Origin of the sequence: Pseudoblastomonas marina, assembly GCF_034374265.1 — a bacterium.
Lineage (GTDB): Bacteria > Pseudomonadota > Alphaproteobacteria > Sphingomonadales > Sphingomonadaceae > Alteriqipengyuania_A > Alteriqipengyuania_A marina.
Map to the genome: position 1 here is coordinate 2,165,557 of NZ_CP139718.1, position 16,986 is coordinate 2,182,542.

The 16,986-nt window shown below is 63.1% G+C and carries 23 protein-coding genes; 10 read left to right on the top strand and 13 right to left on the bottom strand.

The genetic code is table 11. The features are described 5' to 3' along the window. Positions 1 to 141: 141 nt before the first annotated feature. The 3 genes from T8S45_RS10660 to T8S45_RS10670 are packed head-to-tail and all read left to right on the top strand — an operon-like array spanning position 142 to position 2,215. Positions 142 to 768, top strand: coding sequence for an acyl-homoserine-lactone synthase (locus tag T8S45_RS10660; RefSeq protein ID WP_322293723.1), 627 nt, complete (start codon positions 142 to 144; stop codon positions 766 to 768). Further along, positions 765 to 1,631 carry a phytanoyl-CoA dioxygenase family protein gene (locus tag T8S45_RS10665; protein WP_322293724.1) on the top strand — a complete coding sequence of 289 codons (867 nt, stop codon included), beginning with the start codon at positions 765 to 767 and terminating at the stop codon, positions 1,629 to 1,631. Before T8S45_RS10660 ends, T8S45_RS10665 begins: the two co-directional genes overlap by 4 nt. After that, positions 1,628 to 2,215, top strand: a complete 588-nt coding sequence (locus T8S45_RS10670) for a GntR family transcriptional regulator (RefSeq protein WP_322293725.1) — start codon at positions 1,628 to 1,630, stop codon at positions 2,213 to 2,215. Before T8S45_RS10665 ends, T8S45_RS10670 begins: the two co-directional genes overlap by 4 nt. On the opposite strand, the gene T8S45_RS10675 is transcribed toward T8S45_RS10670, so the two are convergent. The 3 genes from T8S45_RS10675 to ctrA form a co-directional block, all read right to left on the bottom strand. Further along, complete coding sequence (locus T8S45_RS10675) at positions 2,202 to 3,446, bottom strand: tyrosine-type recombinase/integrase (RefSeq protein ID WP_322293726.1); 1,245 nt, start codon at positions 3,444 to 3,446, stop codon at positions 2,202 to 2,204. The two genes, T8S45_RS10670 and T8S45_RS10675, sit on opposite strands and share 14 nt — an antisense overlap. Positions 3,447 to 3,573: 127 nt before the next feature. Further along, entirely contained in the window at positions 3,574 to 4,281 is a 708-nt protein-coding gene (gene trmB, locus T8S45_RS10680; RefSeq protein ID WP_322293727.1) for a tRNA (guanine(46)-N(7))-methyltransferase TrmB, read from the bottom strand. 144 nt (positions 4,282 to 4,425) lie between these two features. Then, positions 4,426 to 5,121 carry a response regulator transcription factor CtrA gene (gene ctrA, locus T8S45_RS10685; RefSeq protein ID WP_188642713.1) on the bottom strand — a complete coding sequence of 232 codons (696 nt, stop codon included), beginning with the start codon at positions 5,119 to 5,121 and terminating at the stop codon, positions 4,426 to 4,428. A gap of 505 nt (positions 5,122 to 5,626) precedes the next feature. On the opposite strand from ctrA, the gene T8S45_RS10690 reads away from it, so the two are divergent. Both T8S45_RS10690 and T8S45_RS10695 read left to right on the top strand, forming a co-directional pair. Next, the gene (locus tag T8S45_RS10690) at positions 5,627 to 6,334 is read left to right on the top strand and encodes a chorismate mutase (protein ID WP_322293728.1); all 708 of its coding nucleotides are present in this window, start codon (positions 5,627 to 5,629) and stop codon (positions 6,332 to 6,334) included. A gap of 4 nt (positions 6,335 to 6,338) precedes the next feature. Then, on the top strand, positions 6,339 to 6,884 hold the full coding sequence (locus tag T8S45_RS10695; protein ID WP_322293729.1) for a prephenate dehydratase domain-containing protein: 546 nt from the start codon (positions 6,339 to 6,341) through the stop codon (positions 6,882 to 6,884). Here T8S45_RS10695 and T8S45_RS10700 read toward each other — a convergent pair. The 5 genes from T8S45_RS10700 to dksA form a co-directional block, all read right to left on the bottom strand. Further along, positions 6,881 to 7,669 carry a tryptophan 2,3-dioxygenase gene (locus tag T8S45_RS10700; RefSeq protein WP_322293730.1) on the bottom strand — a complete coding sequence of 263 codons (789 nt, stop codon included), beginning with the start codon at positions 7,667 to 7,669 and terminating at the stop codon, positions 6,881 to 6,883. The genes T8S45_RS10695 and T8S45_RS10700 overlap by 4 nt on opposite strands. Positions 7,670 to 7,701: 32 nt before the next feature. Further along, positions 7,702 to 8,115, bottom strand: coding sequence for a DUF4112 domain-containing protein (locus tag T8S45_RS10705; protein ID WP_229658175.1), 414 nt, complete (start codon positions 8,113 to 8,115; stop codon positions 7,702 to 7,704). 5 nt (positions 8,116 to 8,120) lie between these two features. Continuing rightward, positions 8,121 to 9,584: an ABC transporter substrate-binding protein gene (locus T8S45_RS10710; protein WP_322293731.1), complete on the bottom strand. Its 1,464-nt coding sequence runs from the start codon at positions 9,582 to 9,584 to the stop codon at positions 8,121 to 8,123. 47 nt (positions 9,585 to 9,631) lie between these two features. Beyond that, entirely contained in the window at positions 9,632 to 10,024 is a 393-nt protein-coding gene (locus T8S45_RS10715) for a PilZ domain-containing protein (protein WP_322295227.1), read from the bottom strand. Between the two features lie 139 nt (positions 10,025 to 10,163). Continuing rightward, complete coding sequence (gene dksA / locus T8S45_RS10720; protein WP_188642719.1) at positions 10,164 to 10,622, bottom strand: RNA polymerase-binding protein DksA; 459 nt, start codon at positions 10,620 to 10,622, stop codon at positions 10,164 to 10,166. Positions 10,623 to 10,922: 300 nt separating this feature from the next. On the opposite strand from dksA, the gene T8S45_RS10725 reads away from it, so the two are divergent. Beyond that, complete coding sequence (locus T8S45_RS10725; RefSeq protein WP_229658176.1) at positions 10,923 to 11,261, top strand: SEL1-like repeat protein; 339 nt, start codon at positions 10,923 to 10,925, stop codon at positions 11,259 to 11,261. Between the two features lie 3 nt (positions 11,262 to 11,264). On the opposite strand, the gene T8S45_RS10730 is transcribed toward T8S45_RS10725, so the two are convergent. The 5 genes from T8S45_RS10730 to T8S45_RS10750 are packed head-to-tail and all read right to left on the bottom strand — an operon-like array spanning position 11,265 to position 14,524. Then, positions 11,265 to 12,401 (bottom strand): GNAT family N-acetyltransferase, encoded by a 1,137-nt coding sequence (locus T8S45_RS10730; protein ID WP_322293732.1) that lies wholly within the window; start codon positions 12,399 to 12,401, stop codon positions 11,265 to 11,267. Next, the gene (locus T8S45_RS10735) at positions 12,388 to 13,131 is read right to left on the bottom strand and encodes a glycerophosphodiester phosphodiesterase family protein (RefSeq protein ID WP_322295228.1); all 744 of its coding nucleotides are present in this window, start codon (positions 13,129 to 13,131) and stop codon (positions 12,388 to 12,390) included. The genes T8S45_RS10730 and T8S45_RS10735 overlap by 14 nt, the downstream gene beginning before the upstream one ends. 4 nt (positions 13,132 to 13,135) lie before the next feature. Next, positions 13,136 to 13,597: a RidA family protein gene (locus tag T8S45_RS10740; protein ID WP_188642721.1), complete on the bottom strand. Its 462-nt coding sequence runs from the start codon at positions 13,595 to 13,597 to the stop codon at positions 13,136 to 13,138. A 10-nt stretch (positions 13,598 to 13,607) separates the two neighbouring features. After that, positions 13,608 to 14,243, bottom strand: coding sequence for an HAD family hydrolase (locus T8S45_RS10745; RefSeq protein WP_322293733.1), 636 nt, complete (start codon positions 14,241 to 14,243; stop codon positions 13,608 to 13,610). Next, on the bottom strand, positions 14,240 to 14,524 hold the full coding sequence (locus tag T8S45_RS10750; protein ID WP_188642723.1) for a DUF3572 family protein: 285 nt from the start codon (positions 14,522 to 14,524) through the stop codon (positions 14,240 to 14,242). The genes T8S45_RS10745 and T8S45_RS10750 overlap by 4 nt, the downstream gene beginning before the upstream one ends. 73 nt (positions 14,525 to 14,597) lie before the next feature. On the opposite strand from T8S45_RS10750, the gene T8S45_RS10755 reads away from it, so the two are divergent. From T8S45_RS10755 to spt, 4 genes are all read left to right on the top strand, one after another. Continuing rightward, a complete protein-coding gene (locus tag T8S45_RS10755) occupies positions 14,598 to 14,963 on the top strand; it encodes a response regulator (RefSeq protein ID WP_188642724.1) in 366 nt (121 codons plus the stop codon). Between the two features lie 33 nt (positions 14,964 to 14,996). Continuing rightward, a complete protein-coding gene (locus tag T8S45_RS10760) occupies positions 14,997 to 15,365 on the top strand; it encodes a hypothetical protein (protein WP_322293734.1) in 369 nt (122 codons plus the stop codon). A gap of 84 nt (positions 15,366 to 15,449) precedes the next feature. Then, positions 15,450 to 15,692, top strand: coding sequence for an acyl carrier protein (locus tag T8S45_RS10765; protein ID WP_188642726.1), 243 nt, complete (start codon positions 15,450 to 15,452; stop codon positions 15,690 to 15,692). Between the two features lie 16 nt (positions 15,693 to 15,708). After that, positions 15,709 to 16,962 (top strand): serine palmitoyltransferase, encoded by a 1,254-nt coding sequence (spt, locus tag T8S45_RS10770; RefSeq protein WP_322293735.1) that lies wholly within the window; start codon positions 15,709 to 15,711, stop codon positions 16,960 to 16,962. Positions 16,963 to 16,986 lie beyond the last annotated feature (24 nt).

Genomic DNA, 16,986 nt, shown 5'->3' on the forward strand with positions numbered 1-16,986 from the left:
CGCTACAGAAAATCTGGGCAACCACGCCATCAATTGTCGGGGGAGTAGGACGAAAAGGTCACCATCCCCAGTTCTTGGTATGTCTGCAATTGAGCGAATTTGTTGAGGTGCCGCCTGTCATCAATCTTGCAGGTGGACCCAATGCAGCAATCAATGGGCGCAATTCGCGCCAGTCTCGCCGATCCGGCACTTCGCGTAATGTTCGAGGCGCGCAAGCGGGTCTTCGTTGACCTCCTCAAATGGGATGTGCCCGTTCTGGAGGACGCCTACGAAATCGATCAGTTCGACACGCCTTCGGCCAGCTATCTGGTTCTTACCGAAAGCGATTTCGGACACCGGGCTTCGGCGCGGTTGCTGAGGTCTGACGGCCCTCATATTCTCAAAGATCTGTTCCCGAATCTGTGTGCCGGACCTGTGCCATTACATGGCAATTTCCGCGAGATCACCCGCTTCTGCATCGAGCCAACGCTACCGCGCGGCGATCGGCGCAAGGCCCGCAATGAACTTGTCTCTGCGCTGGCCGACCATGCCTTGGCGAACGGGATTGCAGGCTACACGGCTGTGGCTCCGATGCCCTGGTTCCGCCAGATCGCAGACTTCGGCTGGCAATGCCATCCGCTCGGACCGGGCGAAATGATCGATGGTCAGGAATTGGTCGCACTGCAGATTGATATCGATCGAAATACGCGCGAGGATCTCGAAAGGACCGACATCTACTGCGGCGAGGCATACCGGATCGCCAATGCCAGCATGGAGCTGGCCGCATGACCGACAAAGCGCACACCCCATGGCTGGAGCAACTACGGTCCGATGGCTACTGCATCATCCCTCGCCTGATGCCCGATGCCACTATCGCCGAGCTCAATGCGGACCTTGAAGAGGCGTTCGAGAAAACGCCAATGGGCAAAGGCAACTTCTATGGTCACCGGACCCAGCGTTTCGGCGGACTGCTACGCCGTTCACGACTGGCGGGTGATCTCGTGCTCCAGCCTCTGGTCCTGGCAATCGCTCGGGAGATACTCGGCGACGCTTGCGACAAGATCCAGCTTAATGTCGCACAGGCCATCGCCATCCATCCCGGAGAGATCGAACAATTCCCGCATTGCGATCACGACATGTGGGCGGGCCGCAAAGGCGATCACGAATATCTCCTCAACGTCATCTGGCCGCTCACCGAGTTCACCGCCGAAAACGGCGCAACGCGGATATATCCCCGTACGCACATGCAAGCGGTTGAGAGCCTCGATCAGCTCGATGATCCGATAGTGGCCGAATGCCGGCCGGGTGATGCGATCTGCTTCCTTGGATCGACCGTGCACGGTGCCGGGCCAAATCATACCAACAGAGTCCGACGCGGCGTGGTGATTGGGTACAGCCTCGGTTGGCTTAAGCCATATGAAAACCTCTGGCTCGCTTATCCGCCACAGATTGCCAAAACCTTCTCGCCTGAACTTGCTGAGCTGGCAGGATACATCCAGCATCGCCCCAATCTCGGAAACTATGAGGGGCAATGTCCTTCGATCCTTCTTCGCCGCGATGTGCCCGATTATCCGCAGGCTACCGATGGCCTGCGTCCGGACCAGGAGGAAGCTGTTCGCGAATTTGCCGAAGCGCAGCGTTATCGGCCGTGAGCCCCGCGCACGTTCTCGAACCCACCTATCGCCGCCTCAAGCGGGCGCTGATGGAGGGAGAATGGCGAGGCGGAACGAAGCTGGAGGCAATGCGGCTTGCCGACGACTTCGGAGTGAGCATGACACCGGTAAGGGACAGCCTGAACCAGCTCGTCGGGGAAGGCCTAGTCGACCTGACTCCTGGAGAAGGGTTCCGGGTTCCCGTACTGACCGAGCAAACTTTGCGGGATATCCTCGATGTGAATGCGCTGCTCCTCGAAACTTCATTGTCGGAAAATACGCCGAAGGCGGGCCAAAGTGACGATCAACCCTCCTCTGATACCTATCCCGACCGCCTCGCCGCAGCTTTTCTGGGTCTCGCGCGCGGATCAGACAACGGGTATTTCGTCCATCTGGTCGAGAGGATAAACGAGCGCCTTCATCCTGTCAGGAAGCTCGAACCGCAGGTTTTGCCGAAAGCGATTGATATGCTCAATCGGATCGAGGCCAGCGTAACAGCAACTCGAGGTGAGCAAATCGAAGCGATACGCAATTACCACGAGCAGTGCCGCTCGGCGGTGTCGCAAATCATCAGCCTCCTGTAGAGTTCGAACCGCTCTCGCTCTCCAATGAGTCTGGTGCGGAGAGGATTTGCTCTAAATGTCTGTTCCAGTCATCCAAGGCTTCGCGCTTCTCGTCCTTCCAGTCATGCCGCTGATAGACTCCAGCGACACCTGCACGCGAGCCACCGACGTGGTTGAGCACAGCCTCGGTGACCTCAAACCGCACACCCAGACGCTGGAAGTTGGTGGCAAGCGTTCGTCTCAGATCGTGCAACCGCCAAGCAGGTAACGGATCCCCCTGTTCCGCCTCGATTGCGCTATCAAGCGTCTTCTTGCCCTTGGCGTAGCCCGTGAAACCCGCTCCGGTCGATGTTGCAAATATCCTACCTTTGCGCGGCCAGATGTCGCCGCGCGCTTGCCGGTCCAGTTCTGCGATTGCAAGATCGTTTAACGGGATCGAGTTGGGTTCACCGTTTTTGGTTCGCGAGCCTGGAAGCGTCCATAACCGCTCGCTCCGATCAAGTTCCTGCCAATGCATTCCCGAGACCTCTTCGCGGCGCTGTCCGGTGGCAATGAGCAAGTGAACGATCGGCCCGAAGCAGGGATGGCATTGAGGAGCCGCATTCCAGACGAGCCGCAGCTCATTATCCTTAAGCCAACGATCTCGCGGCTTGACCGGGGGCGGCGTTTCCATCCCCTCCATCGGGCTGCGCTCGATATCGCCGCGACTGACCGCCCAGCGAAAGAGCCGCCGCATGACAGCGAAGACATTCCGGCGATTGGCCACCTGTTCTTCGGGCATGTTGTCCAGAACGGCTACGATGTCCGACCTCGAAATTCGGGGAAGCGGCTTTTTTCCGATAACCGGTTCAAGGTAAAGCCGGATCACGCGTTCAACGAGCCTCGCCCAGCCAACGCCCTTGCAGGACCGAGCGAAATGCGACGCATAGTTGTCGAATGCGAGATCGATGGATTCGCGGCGCCTCCGCTTGTCGTCGTCTACAGGATCGATACCTTGCGCAATTAGCAACTGAAGGCGCTCTGCTTCCGCTCTCGCTGTCGTCGGTGTCCAAGGCGATCCGTGCGGCCCGATTGTGTAGCGTCTTGTTCGAGCTTCACGGCCGCCCATTCGGAACTGCAGCACATAGGATATCGAGCCAGCTGGAGTGATTTTCGCACCGAATCCTTTGAGGTCTGTATCCCAAAGGAGCTGGCTCGCGCTGCTCGGCTCAAGCGCATCTATCGATTTTTTCGTGATTTTTCCTGTTGCCATCCGAAACCTCGTGTCCCTTTTCTGGCAATCACCGGGCAATCACGCAAGCGGAAAAAGGGGCGAAATGGAGGCAATTCTGGCGTAGGGTGAATCTGCTAAGTACATTGTTTTACAACGATTTCGTACTTTAGCGTCGTCTGAATCGAAAGTACCAGACCTCGTGACCCTTCTTGCGAGCCTTCGCCTCGTAGCGGGTTTCGGGCCAGCCGCCGGGGCGGGTGAGGAAGTCGGCCGGGCCGTCGCACAGCCAGTCGAACGGACCGCCCTCGCCGCAATAGCCGCGCATCACCATCAGCGCGTGGCGCAGATAGACCGGGTGGTCGGTCCCGAAGCGGAATTCGCCGCCGGGCTTCAGCTTGGCCGCGATCATGTCGAGGGGGCCGGGATTCATCATCCGCCGCTTGGCATGGCGCGCCTTGGGCCAGGGGTCTGGGTGCAGCAGGTAGACCATCGTTAGCGCGCCGGCGGGCACGCGCGCGAGCACGTCGAGCGCATTGCCGTGGTGGAGACGGACATTCGCCAGCCCGCCCTCCTTGATATGCGTCAGCGCGCTGGCGACCCCGTTGAGGAACGGCTCGGCACCGATAAAGCCGTGGTCGGGCAGAAGGTCGGCGCGGTGGGCGAGATGTTCGCCGCCGCCGAAGCCGATCTCGAAATGCAGCGGGCGATCGAAGCCGAACAAGCCCTCGGCGGTGACCTCGCCCTCTTCGGGCACCGCGATTTGCGGCAGGAGGTTGTCCACCAATTCCTGCTTGCCCGCGCGCAGAGGCTTGCCGACCGAACGTCCGTAGAGTCGGTTGAGCGTGGTCGGATCGCCGGGCTTGTTCGCTGTCATGGCGGGCGCTTTAGATAGCTTGGCGCCAGTGCTCAACTGCGACGGACCGTGACCGCCATTCCCGCAAAAGAAAACGCCCTTCAGGCGCGGAGCCGGAAGGGCGTGAAAGGAGTCGCCACACCAGTGACGAGGGGAGAGATCGGATCAGGCGGCTTCGACTTCGTCCTGCGGATCGCGCAGCACGTAGCCACGGCCCCAGACGGTTTCGATGTAGTTCTCACCGCCGCAGGCGCTCGAGAGCTTCTTGCGCAGCTTGCAGATGAAGACGTCGATGATCTTGAGTTCGGGCTCGTCCATCCCGCCATAGAGATGGTTGAGGAACATTTCCTTGGTCAGAGTGGTGCCCTTGCGCAGCGAAAGCAGCTCGAGCATCGCGTATTCCTTGCCCGTCAGATGGACCCGCGCGCCGTCGACTTCGACCGTCTTGGCATCGAGGTTCACCGCGAGCTTGCCCGTGCGGATGATCGACTGGCTGTGGCCCTTCGAACGGCGCACCACGGCATGGATGCGGGCGACCAGCTCGTCCTTGTGGAACGGCTTGGTGACGTAATCGTCAGCGCCGAAGCCGAAGCTGCGGACCTTCGAATCCATTTCGGCGATGCCCGACAGGATCAGGACCGGCGTCTGCACCTTGGCGACGCGCAGTTTCTTGAGCACGTCGTAGCCGTGCATGTCGGGCAGGTTCAGGTCGAGCAGGATGATGTCGTAATCGTACAGCTTGCCGAGGTCCAAGCCCTCTTCGCCGAGGTCGGTCGAATAGACGTTGAAGCCTTCGGTGCTGAGCATCAGCTCGATCGCCTTGGCGGTTGTCGGCTCGTCTTCGATAAGCAGTACGCGCATCTCGTATCCCCTAGCTCCCCGGTATTCCAACCCTCCGGGCCGCGATCGCGACGGCACCCCCGCCCTCGCATTTCGCGTAGAAGTTAACATGGCCAGTTCTGAACAGAAAAGGTTAATATGTCCTAAATTCTTAACGCGGCTTAATTTCGCTCCGCGAGCTCAAGGGTTTAACGGTAAATTTCTGGTGACCTTAATTGCCTGTGTTGCGCATACGCCACGTTCCTTCGCCTTCGCATCGACCAGATTGACCGACCGGGGCTTCGCTGCGAAGTTCCTGCCTGCGCCACGAGGAGCGCGAAGGAGCAACGCCATGACGAATGATCGGGATTTTCACCTGACCGCTTCGGACGTGCGGGGCTTCTATTATTTCGGATCGTTTACCTGCCGGTACGCCGACCGGGCGTGCCGGTGATCGACGGAGCAGCCCAAGGGCGCCCGTAATTTTCGACATTGCAGGTAAATCCCGCGCGACGATCGCTCGCGCCGCATCCGAAAGACCAATCCCATGTCCCGTCATACCCAGAATCCGCCCGCGCTCGAGGCCTTGCGCAGCGAGATCGACGCGCTCGACGACCAGATCCTCGCGCTGATCGAACGCCGCGTCGCGGTCGCACGCAAGGTTGCGCACGCCAAAGATCCCGCACAGTCGGTTGCCCTGGTCCGGCCGGACCGCGAGGAACAGGTGATCGACCGCCTCTCGGCTTTGAGCACGATGCCGAGAGGCAGCCTCGCGACCGTGTGGCGCGAATTGATGGCGTTGAGCCTGCAGGCGCAGCGCCGCACCGACATCGTCATCCATGCCCCGACCGATCCGTCCGGCACCACCGCCCGCAGCGCCGCGCGATTCGGGGCGGCGGCACCGATCGTCGCGGTCGATAGCGTCGAAGCCGCGCTGGCCCGCGCCCGCACCGGGTCGGCCGTCGCGGTGATCGAACTCTCGCGGTCCGATCCGTGGTGGCTGGCACTCGACCGCGACGACGGACTTGCCGTTATCGAGCAGCTCAGGGGCCCGGGCGACAAGCCCTCGGCGCTCGCGCTGGCACGGGTCTCCGACGCATCCTTGGCCCGCGCCCGGCGCTGGGAAGTGCTGGCCGATAGCGAGTTCGAAACGCGGCTTCGGTATGGCGAAACGCTCTTCCCACTGGCATGTTCGCACGCAAAGGTGCTGTGTATCGTCGAAGATGTCGCGGTGCAGCTGAAAGGAGCGGCGTAACGCCATGGTACGGCCACGAATCGCATATGCGGGTGTCCCGGGTGCCTATGCCGAGATCGCCTGCCATACCTTCCGCCCCGATCACGATCCGGTCGGACGACCAGGTTTCGCGGAGGCCATCGCGGCCGTCGAGGCCGGGCAGGTGGAGATGGCCGCAATCCCGACCCGCAATACCGTCGCAGGCCCGGTCCCGGGCGTCGCCGACTTGCTGGACAACCCGGCCCTGCAAGTGGTCGGCGAGAACGATCTCGACATTGCCGTGCATTGCCTCGGACTGACCGGTGTCTCGCTCGACGCGATCGACACGGTCCGCAGCCACCCCGTCGCCCTGCGTCAATGCGGCGAATTCCTCGCCAGGCACGACTGGCGCGAAATCGAGGACGTCAACACCGCCGTCGCTGCAATGACGGTGCACAATTGCGACGAACGCCATTGCGCGGTCCTCGCCTCCGAGCGCACGGCGCAGCTCTACGGCCTCGAAATCCTCGTACGCGACGTTCAGGACAGGCGCGAAAACCGCACCAGCTTCGCCTTCGTCGTCCGCGCCTAGAGCACGGTGCGCACCGACAGCAGCTCGGGGAAGAACCCCTTCTGCAGCACGCTCTCCAGATAGGCGACACCGGCGGTGCCGCCGGTCCCGCGCTTGAAGCCGATGATCCGTTCCACCGTTTTCAAGTGGCCGAAGCGCCAGCGCTGAAAGTGATACTCGAGATCGACGAGCTTCTCGGCCAGCTCGTATAGCTCCCAGTATTTCTCTGGCTCGGCATAGATCGCCGCCCACGCGCTCTCGACCGCCTTGGAATTCTCGTGCGGCGCGTGGCGATCACGCTCGATCACCGCGGACGGAATTTCGAACCCGCGTGCCTTCAGCAGGGCGAGCGCGACATCGTAGAGCGACGGCTTGTCGAGTTCGGCGCGCAGCATCGCGGCCACGTCCGGCGTAGCCTCGTGCATCGTCACCATGTCGGGGTCGCGCCCGCCCATGATGAATTCCATCAGCCGGTACTGGGCCGACTGGAAACCGCTCGAATTACCCAGATGGGGACGGATCTGCGAATAGTCCGAGGGGGTCATCGTCGCCAGCACGTCCCAGCTCGAAATCAGCTGGCGCTGCGCCATTGCCACCCGGCTGAGCATCTTGAAGGCGGGGCGTAGGTGATCCTCGGCGATCAGGTCGCGCGCGGCATCGAGCTCGTGCAGGCATAGCTTGAGCCACAGCTCGCTCGCCTGGTGGATGACGATGAACAGAAGCTCGTCATGCGCGTCCGATGCCGGGTGCTGCGCATTGAGAATCTTCTCGAGGTCCAAATAGGACGAATAGGTAACGTCGCTCATGGCGATGGCACTAGCGCGGTCCGCGGCACAAATCAGCCCTCGATGATGCGGCTTTCCGGATGATGCTTGTCGAGGTGCTTCTTGACGATCGCCAGGTTGCGGCTGTTCGAGCGATAGAAGAAGTCGAACGCATCGCCGACCAGCGGGACCGCGCCGAGCGTCGTATCGATGCCGACATTCAATGCCATGCGCGCCAGTTTCCACTTGGGCAGGCCAAGATTGCGGGCCTCCCACACGAGATAGGCGCTCATCGCGGCGGTGATCAGGTCGCCGGCAACGGGGATCAGCCCGGCCAGGGCGTCGATCCCGAACTTGCGGCCCCAGCCAGGAACGGTGAAGCTGCGTTCGAGGATGAACTCCAGCGCCTCGATCCGCTGGCGGATGTGATGGGGCTCGCGGCCGAGCGGCACGGCCGGCATCATGCGGGTGGGGCGTTCGCTTTCCATCACGCCTATCTGGGCTGCATTGCGATTTCCATCAAGGGATGGACGCCCAGCGCATTGGTCTGGAAGCCGTCGATTCCGCCACCGACCAGCGACCAACGCACCGGCTGGCCGAAGCTGATGAAGATCTGCTGCGCCTCGACCAGCGCGGCAGCCTCGTCGATCAGCACGGCTCGCGCGGCACGCGGATTCTCGCGTCGCGCCTCGCGCAGCAACCCGTCGACCTCCTCGATGCAGATGCGCCGGGCGAGACCGCAGCGGAAACGATTGAGATACCATTCGACATCCGAGGACGGAGCGACCTGGTCGAGCAGGACGAGGTCGGCGGGGGCGCCAAAGCCGACCCGTTCGGTTTGGAGCCCGATAGCGGCAAAATCGCGCGCCAGCGATTCGAACAGGCGCGCGCCGCCCGGGCCACTCGGCAAGGCAATGCGGATCGGTGCGATATCGCCATGGGCGCTGCGCCACTGCGCAACGCGCGCGCTAGCCGTGCTGCGGCGTTGTACCAACGACATGTCGCGCCATTGTGCCAGCGGCAGCAACCGGCCGGTCGGCCCTTCGCGCGGCAGCATGCCCAGCCGCGCCTCCCAGTTACCGATACCGAAAGGTTCCATCAGCGCCTGGCGGTCGACCGCCATCGCCAGCGCAGCCCGATTTTCCGCCGAAGCGAGAAATCCGCCGCGATGAACGAAAGCGAGGCCGAAGAGCCCGTCGACATCGTCGACCCGCAAGGCGCCGCGCGACAGGCCGGTCCGGTCGGTCAGGAGGAAATCGGCGATCGTTCCACCGAGCACGACGCGGACCTCGCCATCGGCAAATGCCTGCACCGCCTCGGTCGCCGACATCGCGGTCAATTCGATATCCCGCGCGCGTGCCTCCCAGCCGATCTCGGCGGGCAGCCCCCGCGCCTCGGGGTTGAGCGGGCTGAGAGTACCGGTACGCCCGGCGATCGAGCCGCGCATGGGCCCGGCTCCTCGCCCTTGGTGCAACAAGCCGAGTTCGGGGCGCGCGAGGGTCACCAGCAGGTCGGGCACGGGCTGGTTGAGCCGCACCTCGAGCACGCGCCCGGCCATCGCCCGCACCTCCGAAATCCGGCCGAGATCTGCACCGAGCGGCGACCCTCGCTGGCGGCGAATCGCGTCGCTCAGCGCGCGCCGTGCACTTTCGGCGTCGATCGCGGTTCCATCGGGCCAGTTCCCGTCACGCAGGCGGAAGATGTAGCTGGTTCCGTCATCGGTCACGATCCAACGGTCCGCCAGGGCGGGGATCACCCTCCCATAGGCATCGAAGGCAACCAGCCCTTCATCCGTCGCATCGTCCCAGGCGGCAGCCGCGCGCCCCGAACCACTGCGGGCAAAGGGTTCGTCCGCATTGTCGATGATTGCGATCGGGATGCTGCCGTCGTCGCGCGCGCCGCAGCCGGACAGCAAAGCTGCCAACGGAAGAAAAAACAGGAGCAGTCGCGCGTGCATGGCACGCGTCTATCGTGAAAACCGGTGTGGCGAAATGCCGCGTGCGACTAAATCTTGCGCACCGATCCCCGGTCTTTCGCTTCGCCCACCGGGCGCGTGTAACGGGGCGCTCCCTCGCCCACCACGATCGGGGCGCGCGCGGCCTTCGGTTCGATCTCGTTGGCGAAGGCAATGCCGAAACGATTGTCCTGGACCCAGGCGACGCTGCCGTCCACCCAGCCGATATTGCGCAAGTTGACCGAGATCGATTGCCCGCGCTCGGGAACTGGGGCACCCTCGGCCATCATTCCGCCCTTCGACAGGTTGCGGACCTTCACCCGCTGGACATCGCTCTCACCGCGCAGACGAAGATCGGCCATCAGGAACAGGCTGTCCCTTTCCCGGTCTCGGTTATCGATGTCCTGCATCTGCCCAGTCTCCGTTTCGCCGATCCAGCGCATCAAGGATGGCCAAGTCGGTGTTCCGATCCGCTGCGAAGCTCCCGGAACCTTGCCGGTATACCTAGCGCACGCACCGTAAACGAGGCTTTAAGCGAACCCCTCGAAACCGTTCCGGAACGGGACAGGCTCACAAATTTCGTCACTTGTCGCGCGAGACCTTTTCGCGCCGCTCGTGCGCCTCCTGCGCTTCAAGCGACATGGTCGCGATCGGACGCGCGGTCAGGCGTCCGAGGCCGATCGGTTCGCCCGTCACCTCGCACCAGCCATATTCGCCGTCGTCGATCCGGCGCAGCGCGGCATTGATTTTGCCGATCAGCTTGCGTTGGCGATCGCGGGTCCGGAGTTCGATTCCCCAATCGGTTTCCGACGAGGCGCGATCGTTGAGATCGGCTTCGCGGATCGGACCATCCTGCAATTGCTGGAGCGTCCCTTCGGCGGCTTCGAGGATCGAACGCTTCCATTCGATCAGCAGCACGCGGAAGTAATCCTGCTGGCGCGCCGACATGTAATCTTCGTTTTCAGACGGCGTATAATCGGCGGGGAGCGCACGCTTGGCTCGCGCCAGAACGTCAAGATCGTCTCCAAGGGCCGTCGACATCCCATTCTCCAAATCGTCGTCGCGCCCGGTCCCCGTCCCCCCAGCGATCCCGCTCTTCGGATCGACTCTTCCGGACGGAGCCGGTCTTGGGCGGGCCTATAAAGAGCGCATCTGGACCACACAAGGCGATTGTCCTCTGGCTTCCCGAACGTGGGGTTTCGGCCACACCGCCTGATGCCCAAAACACCAATTGCGTGGCGTTAACCATTTAAGAACCATGTTCGGCGACCGTAAACGTTCATGGCGCGAAATTCGTCCCGCCACGATTGGAATTGGGGAATTCTGCAAGGGGGAAGTTCAATGGCTGTTGCCGCATTACGGGTGATCGAACCCGACAAGATCGAAGAAACACCCGACCAGCCGCTCGACCTCGCGGTTGCCCGCTTCATCGAACGCGCCTCGGACGGCGATTGCGACGCCTTGTTCGAACTCGGCGTGATCTACTCGACCGGCTCGAACGGGGTGCGTGTCGATCTCGTCGAAGCCCACAAGTGGTTCAATCTCGCCGCACTCGGCGGAAACGACGAGGCGAAGGCCTGCCGCGCCGATATCTCCGACGAGATGACCGCACGCGAAATTGCCGATGCCCAGCGCGACGCGCGCGACTGGCTGTCGGTCACCGCGCGCCGAGTCGCCTGAAGGCTAGCTCTTCCTGAACGGCGTGTGCCGCGCGAGGGCCACCCGGTCCGCGCTCACCGCCTCTCGCTCGGCTTCGAGGAATTGCTCGACCGCCGCGCGAAATCCCGGATCGGCGATCCAGTGTGCCGAGACCGTTTCCACCGGTTCATAACCGCGCAGCAATTTATGCTGGCCCTGCGCCCCCGCCTCGACCCGCTTCAACCCGCGTGCGAGCGCCTCCTCCATCGCCTGGTAGTAGCAAACCTCGAAATGGAGGAACGGGCGGTCGACCAGCGTTCCCCAGTAACGACCGTAGAGCGCCTCGCCGTCCATCAGGTTGAGCGCCCCGGCGACGGCCTTGCCGTCTTCTTCCGCCAGCACAAGTACGATCCGATCCGCCAACGTCTCCCCGATCAGCGAGAAGGCCTCGCGGGTCAAATAGGGCGTGCCCCATTTGCGCGCACCGGTATCCTGGTAGAACATCCAGAACGCATCCCAGTGCGCCTCGGTGATCTCGCCTCCGCTCAATCGCCGGATCGTGACGCTCTGCGCCGCCTGACGCCGTTCCTTGCGAATGTTCTTGCGCTTGCGCGAGGACAGTGCGGCGAGAAATCCTTCGAAATCGCCGTAGTCGCGGTCGAACCAGTGATACTGGATGTCGTGCCGCAGCATCCATCCCGCCTCACGGAACAGGTCGCGTTGCTCGGGCGCGACGAAGGTCGCATGCGCCGACGAGATCCCGTTCTGCCGACACAAAGTCTCCGCCGCCTGCAACAGCGCGCGGCCGATTGCCGGATCACCCGCCAACACGCGCGGCCCGTTCACCGGAGTGAAGGGCGCGGCGATCTGAAGCTTGGGATAGTAGCGCCCGCCGGCGCGCCCATAGGCGTCGGCCCAATGATGATCGAACACGTATTCGCCCTGGCTGTGGCTCTTCAGATAGGACGGCAAGGCGCCCAGCAGCGTCCCGTCGGCGGACTGGGCAGCGATCGGCAACGGATCCCAGCCGGTCCCCTTTCCCACGCTGCCCGATTGCTCGAGCGCGGCGAGGAAGTCGTAGCCGACGAACGGATTGTCGCCGGCGAGCGAATCCCATTCGGGGGCCACGAATTCGGCGACGCCGGGCGCGGTGCGGAAAGTTATCTGGTCAGCCGAATCCATGCCCTTCGGCAATCGGCGCATCGGCATATCGTTCCGCGCGGGCCCGTTGCTCTTCGGTCCGGACGGTCCAGGTCGCAACCGGTCGGCCCTTGCGGCGCTGGGCGGCAGCGAGCCGGCTCGGCAGGTCGCGTACGTCCCAGGCGAGGAAATCGGGCTGCGCGTGGCGGATCGCGAGCGAACGCCGGATCCGGCCCGGCAGTGCCTTGTCGTCCTGTTCGCTGACGACCAGCCCACGCAGTGTGGTGGGAGAATGCGCGGCAAACCAATGTGCAACGCGCGGGTCGAAGCTCATCACCCCGTGCGCACCGCGATAGCCTTCGAGTGCGCGGCGGATCGCAAGGCAATGCGCCGATACTCGCGCCTCCTTGCGCGACTTGACTTCGATCAGCAGCGGCACCCGGCCCGCGACAAGCTCGAGCAAGTCGGCGAGTGTCGGGATACGCTGCTGCTCGCCACCCTTCAGCGCGATCCCCGCCAGGCTGCGCGCATCGCGCTTTGCCACCGGCCCTTCTTCATCGGTCAGCCGGTCGAGCTCCCAGTCGTGGAACACCATCGGCGTGCCGTCGCGCGCACGCTGCACGTCGCATTCGATCCCGTGGCCGGCTTCGATCGCGGCAGAGAAAGCGGCCAGCGAGTTCTCCGGCACCCCGCGCCCATGCAGCCCGCGATGCGCGAAACGCGTGTTCGCGATCCACGCGACCCGTTGCGGGATGTCGCGCGATCCGAACAGCGGCTCAGCCTTCCGAAACGGCGACGATCGCGTCGACCTCGACCGCCGCCCCCAATGGCAGCACCGGAACGCCGACCGCGCTGCGCGAATGCCGGCCGATCTCGTCGAACACGTCGAACATCAGGTCCGAGGCGCCGTTCACGACCTTGGGCTGGTCGGTGAAATCGGCGGTCGAATTGACGAAACCGCCTAGCTTGATCACCCGTTCCACCCGGTCGAGCGAGCCGAGCGCGGCTTCGAGCTGGGCGAGGATCATCAGCCCGCAGGCGCGTGCCGCCTCGACCCCGCGATCGAGGCCGACATCGTCGCCCAATCTCCCTGTCACCAACTCGCCATTGAGAAACGGCAGCTGGCCCGAAACATAGGCCATGCCGCCATGGATCACGACCGGCTGGTAGGATGCGACCGGGGCCGCAGGACGGGGGAGTTCGATCCCCCGGGCTTTCAATCGTTCGGAAATGCTCATGGGCCGCGTCCTACAACCGCTCGAGCAGCCATGGAAGGGCCTCGTCCCAGCGATCGATCCGCGCATGGGCGTGGCCGGCCTCGAACGCGCAATCGATATGCGGCGCGAGCTCGGGTTCGCCGCACAGGTGCAGGCGGATGCTGTCGGGATATTCCTCCGCCGCCGAGGCATGGTGCTGCGGCAGGTCGTCGATGAAAGCGACGCGACCGGGTGCATGCTCCTCCACGATCCGCCGGATCGCCGCGCCCTTAGGGCCTTGGTTGGTATAGACCTCGACATGGAGGCCATGGCCTGCGAGCTGCGCCCTGCGCGCCTCGGCGCGGTGATCGAGCAAATTGGTGAGGATCACTACGTCGGCTCGCTCGGCCAGCGCGTGCATCGCCTCGATCGCACCCGAAATCGGCTCCTGGCGCTCCATCTCGGTGTCGAAGAACGCGCCCAGCAGCCGCCAGATATCCTCCCGATCGACGACCTCGCCACTCGCCTGGTGGCGCAGCGCATCGGTGAAATCGTTCTGCATCACGAAATCGATATCGTGCTCCGCATCGAGCCATTGCCGGAACGGCGCGATCATGTGCAGCAGCACCTCGTCGCAATCGCAGATCACGAGCGGACGCGCTTCGCCCCCATTTACGCTGGCGGTCATCGTGCCAGCTCCGCGCGCGCCGCGGCGAGCCGTTCGGGACTTACCCCCGCCGCGTCGGCTGCGCCGATCAAATCGGCCTCGTGCGCGGCGAGGAAATCGAGCACCGCGAGCTGGGTAGCGGCATCGTCGAGCCCCGAACGAAGCGCATCGGGGGTCAGCCCGGTCAGCGAGAGCAGGCGCTCGGCGCGGCGATCTTCGGACAGGATCCAGACCAGCGCGCGCAGTGCCAGGTCGCTCGCTTCACCGGGCTCGAATAGTGTCTCTCGTCTGGACAGGCTCATCGGTCCTCATTGCAAATTGGGTTAAATTTCGGTCTACGGAATCCCAGCCCAAACCGGGCGAAGGGGCCTATCCGTGTCAAAGCGCATCCTCGTTGTCGAGGACAACGATCTCAACCGCCGACTGTTCTGCGACGTGCTCAAATCGCGTTCCTACGAGGTCGAGCCCTGCGCGGACGGTGAACAAGCGCTCATGCGGGCCCGCGAGTTCCGGCCCGACCTCATTATCATGGATATCCAGCTCCCCAACGTCTCGGGCCTCGACCTGATCGAGGAAGCCTCGCACGAAGAAGGCCTGCGCGATATCCCGGTCCTCGCCGTTACCGCCTATGCCGGTTCGGGAGACGAGGACCGCATCCGCCAGGCCGGCGCCAAGGGCTACCTCGCCAAGCCGGTCTCGATCCGGCCCTTCATGGAAGCGGTCAGCAAGCTGGTCGATTGATCGAAACGGGAATTTTCGCGCGATCGCTGATCGATGAGAACCATACGCGATCTCTATTGGCTTTTGCGGCATGATTGGAAGGTTCATTATTTCCTTCCGGCTTTGCTCATATTTCCGGTGCTCGTATTTTTTTCGCGGGACCCGTTCCTGACCTACTACGAACCTGGCGAACCCTTGGATGCCACAATCACGTCCATGGGCGTAGGAAGCAATCGATTTCAGGGCCGGACGCCGGGCTATCGCGTTTCGGCAAGAACCGCGGACGGAATCCGCGGTTCGACCATTGTTCTACCGAAAAGAGTGGAGGGCTGCGAAGTCGGGGATCGTATTCGCGCCGAGAAGGTCGGGATGAAACTGTACCTCAAGCCCGCGCCTTGCGACGAAGCAAGCGCGGTCGATTGAGCCCGACCGGCACCTCCACAAACTTGACAGCGCGACGCGAAACCCGTCTTGCGGGCGCTTGTCATTCCACAACGAGGGCCACGCATGGACCGCGCCGAAGTCGATAGCCGAATCCGCTCGCTGATCGAGCCGTTCAACAAGAAGGGCGTGACGATCACCGACGACACCACCTTCGCCGGCGATCTCGAATTCGACAGCCTGACGGTGATGGATTTTGTCGCCGCGATCGAGGACGAATTCGACATCATCATCTCGATGAACCAGCAGGCCGAGATCGAGAAATACGGCCAGTTGGTCGACGCCGTGTGCAAGCTCGCCGACGATTGAGCCCCAGGACGATATCATGAGCGAAGGCATCAGCCAGCCGGACCAGCCCGAGCCGCATCCGGGTGAAGGCAAGGACCTGTTCTCTAAGTTCGACAGCCTGATCGGCCAGCGTCAGGCGCTGCTCGATTCGGGGCTCGAGGATCCGTTCAACCTGGTGATGGAAAAGGTGCTCTCGCCGACCCGGGCGATCTGCAACGGACGCGAGACGATCCTGCTCGGCACGTACAATTACATGGGCATGACCTTCGATCCGGAAGTTGTCGCGGCGGGGCAGAAGGCGCTCGCCGATTTCGGTTCGGGTACCACGGGCAGCCGCGTGCTCAACGGCACCTATCAGGGCCATCGCGAGTGCGAGGACGCGCTGCGCGAATTCTACGGCATGGACCACGCGATGGTCTTCTCGACCGGCTACCAAGCCAATCTCGGGATAATCTCGACGATCGCCGGCAAGGGCGATTACGTCGTGCTCGACATCGATAGCCACGCTTCGATCTGGGATGGCTGCGCGCTGGGCAATGCCGAGATCGTGCCGTTCAAGCACAACGATATCGAGGCGATGGAAAAGCGCCTCCGTCGCATTCCCGAAGAGGCCGGCAAACTGGTCGTGCTCGAAGGCGTCTACTCGATGCTCGGCGATATCGCACCGTTGAAGGAAATGGTCGCGGTGGCGAAGAAATACGGCGCGATGGTGCTGGTCGACGAGGCGCATTCGATGGGCTTCATCGGCGAGAACGGACGCGGCGTGGTCGAGACTGCAGGCGTGATCGACGACGTCGACTTCATCATCGGTACGTTCTCGAAGAGCGTCGGCACGGTCGGCGGATTCTGCGTCTCGAACCACCCGAAGTTCGAGATCATGCGGCTGGTCTGCCGCCCTTACGTCTTCACCGCCAGCCTGCCGCCGAGCGTGGTCGCCACCGCCGCGACCTCGATCCGCAAGCTGATGCACGGCTCGAACAAGCGCGCGCACCTGTGGGAGAACTCGCGCACGCTCCATGCCGGCCTCAAGGAACTGGGTTTCCAGCTGGGCACCGATACGCCCGAAAGCGCGATCATCGCGGTGATCATGCCCGATCTGGAGCGCGGTGCGGCGATGTGGGAAGCGCTGCTGAAGGAAGGACTCTATGTCAATCTCGCCCGCCCGCCGGCGACGCCAGCGAACATGACGCTGCTGCGCTGCTCGCTCTGTGCCGAGCATTCGAGCGAACAGGTCGAGACGATCCTCGACATGTTCGAACGCGCCGGCAAGGCGACCGGGATCATCGGCTGAAGCGAAGCTGGGCGGAACGCGCCG

Coding starts and splice junctions, on each gene's coding strand:
- T8S45_RS10660 (WP_322293723.1), top strand. CDS start 142: ATGCAGCAATCAATGGGCGCAATTCGCGCCAGTCTCGCCGATCCGGCA.
- T8S45_RS10665 (WP_322293724.1), top strand. CDS start 765: ATGACCGACAAAGCGCACACCCCATGGCTGGAGCAACTACGGTCCGAT.
- T8S45_RS10675 (WP_322293726.1), bottom strand. CDS start 3,446: ATGGCAACAGGAAAAATCACGAAAAAATCGATAGATGCGCTTGAGCCG.
- trmB (WP_322293727.1), bottom strand. CDS start 4,281: ATGACAGCGAACAAGCCCGGCGATCCGACCACGCTCAACCGACTCTAC.
- ctrA (WP_188642713.1), bottom strand. CDS start 5,121: ATGCGCGTACTGCTTATCGAAGACGAGCCGACAACCGCCAAGGCGATC.
- T8S45_RS10690 (WP_322293728.1), top strand. CDS start 5,627: ATGTCCCGTCATACCCAGAATCCGCCCGCGCTCGAGGCCTTGCGCAGC.
- T8S45_RS10695 (WP_322293729.1), top strand. CDS start 6,339: ATGGTACGGCCACGAATCGCATATGCGGGTGTCCCGGGTGCCTATGCC.
- T8S45_RS10700 (WP_322293730.1), bottom strand. CDS start 7,669: ATGAGCGACGTTACCTATTCGTCCTATTTGGACCTCGAGAAGATTCTC.
- T8S45_RS10705 (WP_229658175.1), bottom strand. CDS start 8,115: ATGGAAAGCGAACGCCCCACCCGCATGATGCCGGCCGTGCCGCTCGGC.
- T8S45_RS10710 (WP_322293731.1), bottom strand. CDS start 9,584: ATGCACGCGCGACTGCTCCTGTTTTTTCTTCCGTTGGCAGCTTTGCTG.
- T8S45_RS10715 (WP_322295227.1), bottom strand. CDS start 10,024: ATGCGCTGGATCGGCGAAACGGAGACTGGGCAGATGCAGGACATCGAT.
- dksA (WP_188642719.1), bottom strand. CDS start 10,622: ATGTCGACGGCCCTTGGAGACGATCTTGACGTTCTGGCGCGAGCCAAG.
- T8S45_RS10725 (WP_229658176.1), top strand. CDS start 10,923: ATGGCTGTTGCCGCATTACGGGTGATCGAACCCGACAAGATCGAAGAA.
- T8S45_RS10730 (WP_322293732.1), bottom strand. CDS start 12,401: ATGGATTCGGCTGACCAGATAACTTTCCGCACCGCGCCCGGCGTCGCC.
- T8S45_RS10740 (WP_188642721.1), bottom strand. CDS start 13,597: ATGAGCATTTCCGAACGATTGAAAGCCCGGGGGATCGAACTCCCCCGT.
- T8S45_RS10745 (WP_322293733.1), bottom strand. CDS start 14,243: ATGACCGCCAGCGTAAATGGGGGCGAAGCGCGTCCGCTCGTGATCTGC.
- T8S45_RS10750 (WP_188642723.1), bottom strand. CDS start 14,524: ATGAGCCTGTCCAGACGAGAGACACTATTCGAGCCCGGTGAAGCGAGC.
- T8S45_RS10760 (WP_322293734.1), top strand. CDS start 14,997: ATGAGAACCATACGCGATCTCTATTGGCTTTTGCGGCATGATTGGAAG.
- T8S45_RS10765 (WP_188642726.1), top strand. CDS start 15,450: ATGGACCGCGCCGAAGTCGATAGCCGAATCCGCTCGCTGATCGAGCCG.
- spt (WP_322293735.1), top strand. CDS start 15,709: ATGAGCGAAGGCATCAGCCAGCCGGACCAGCCCGAGCCGCATCCGGGT.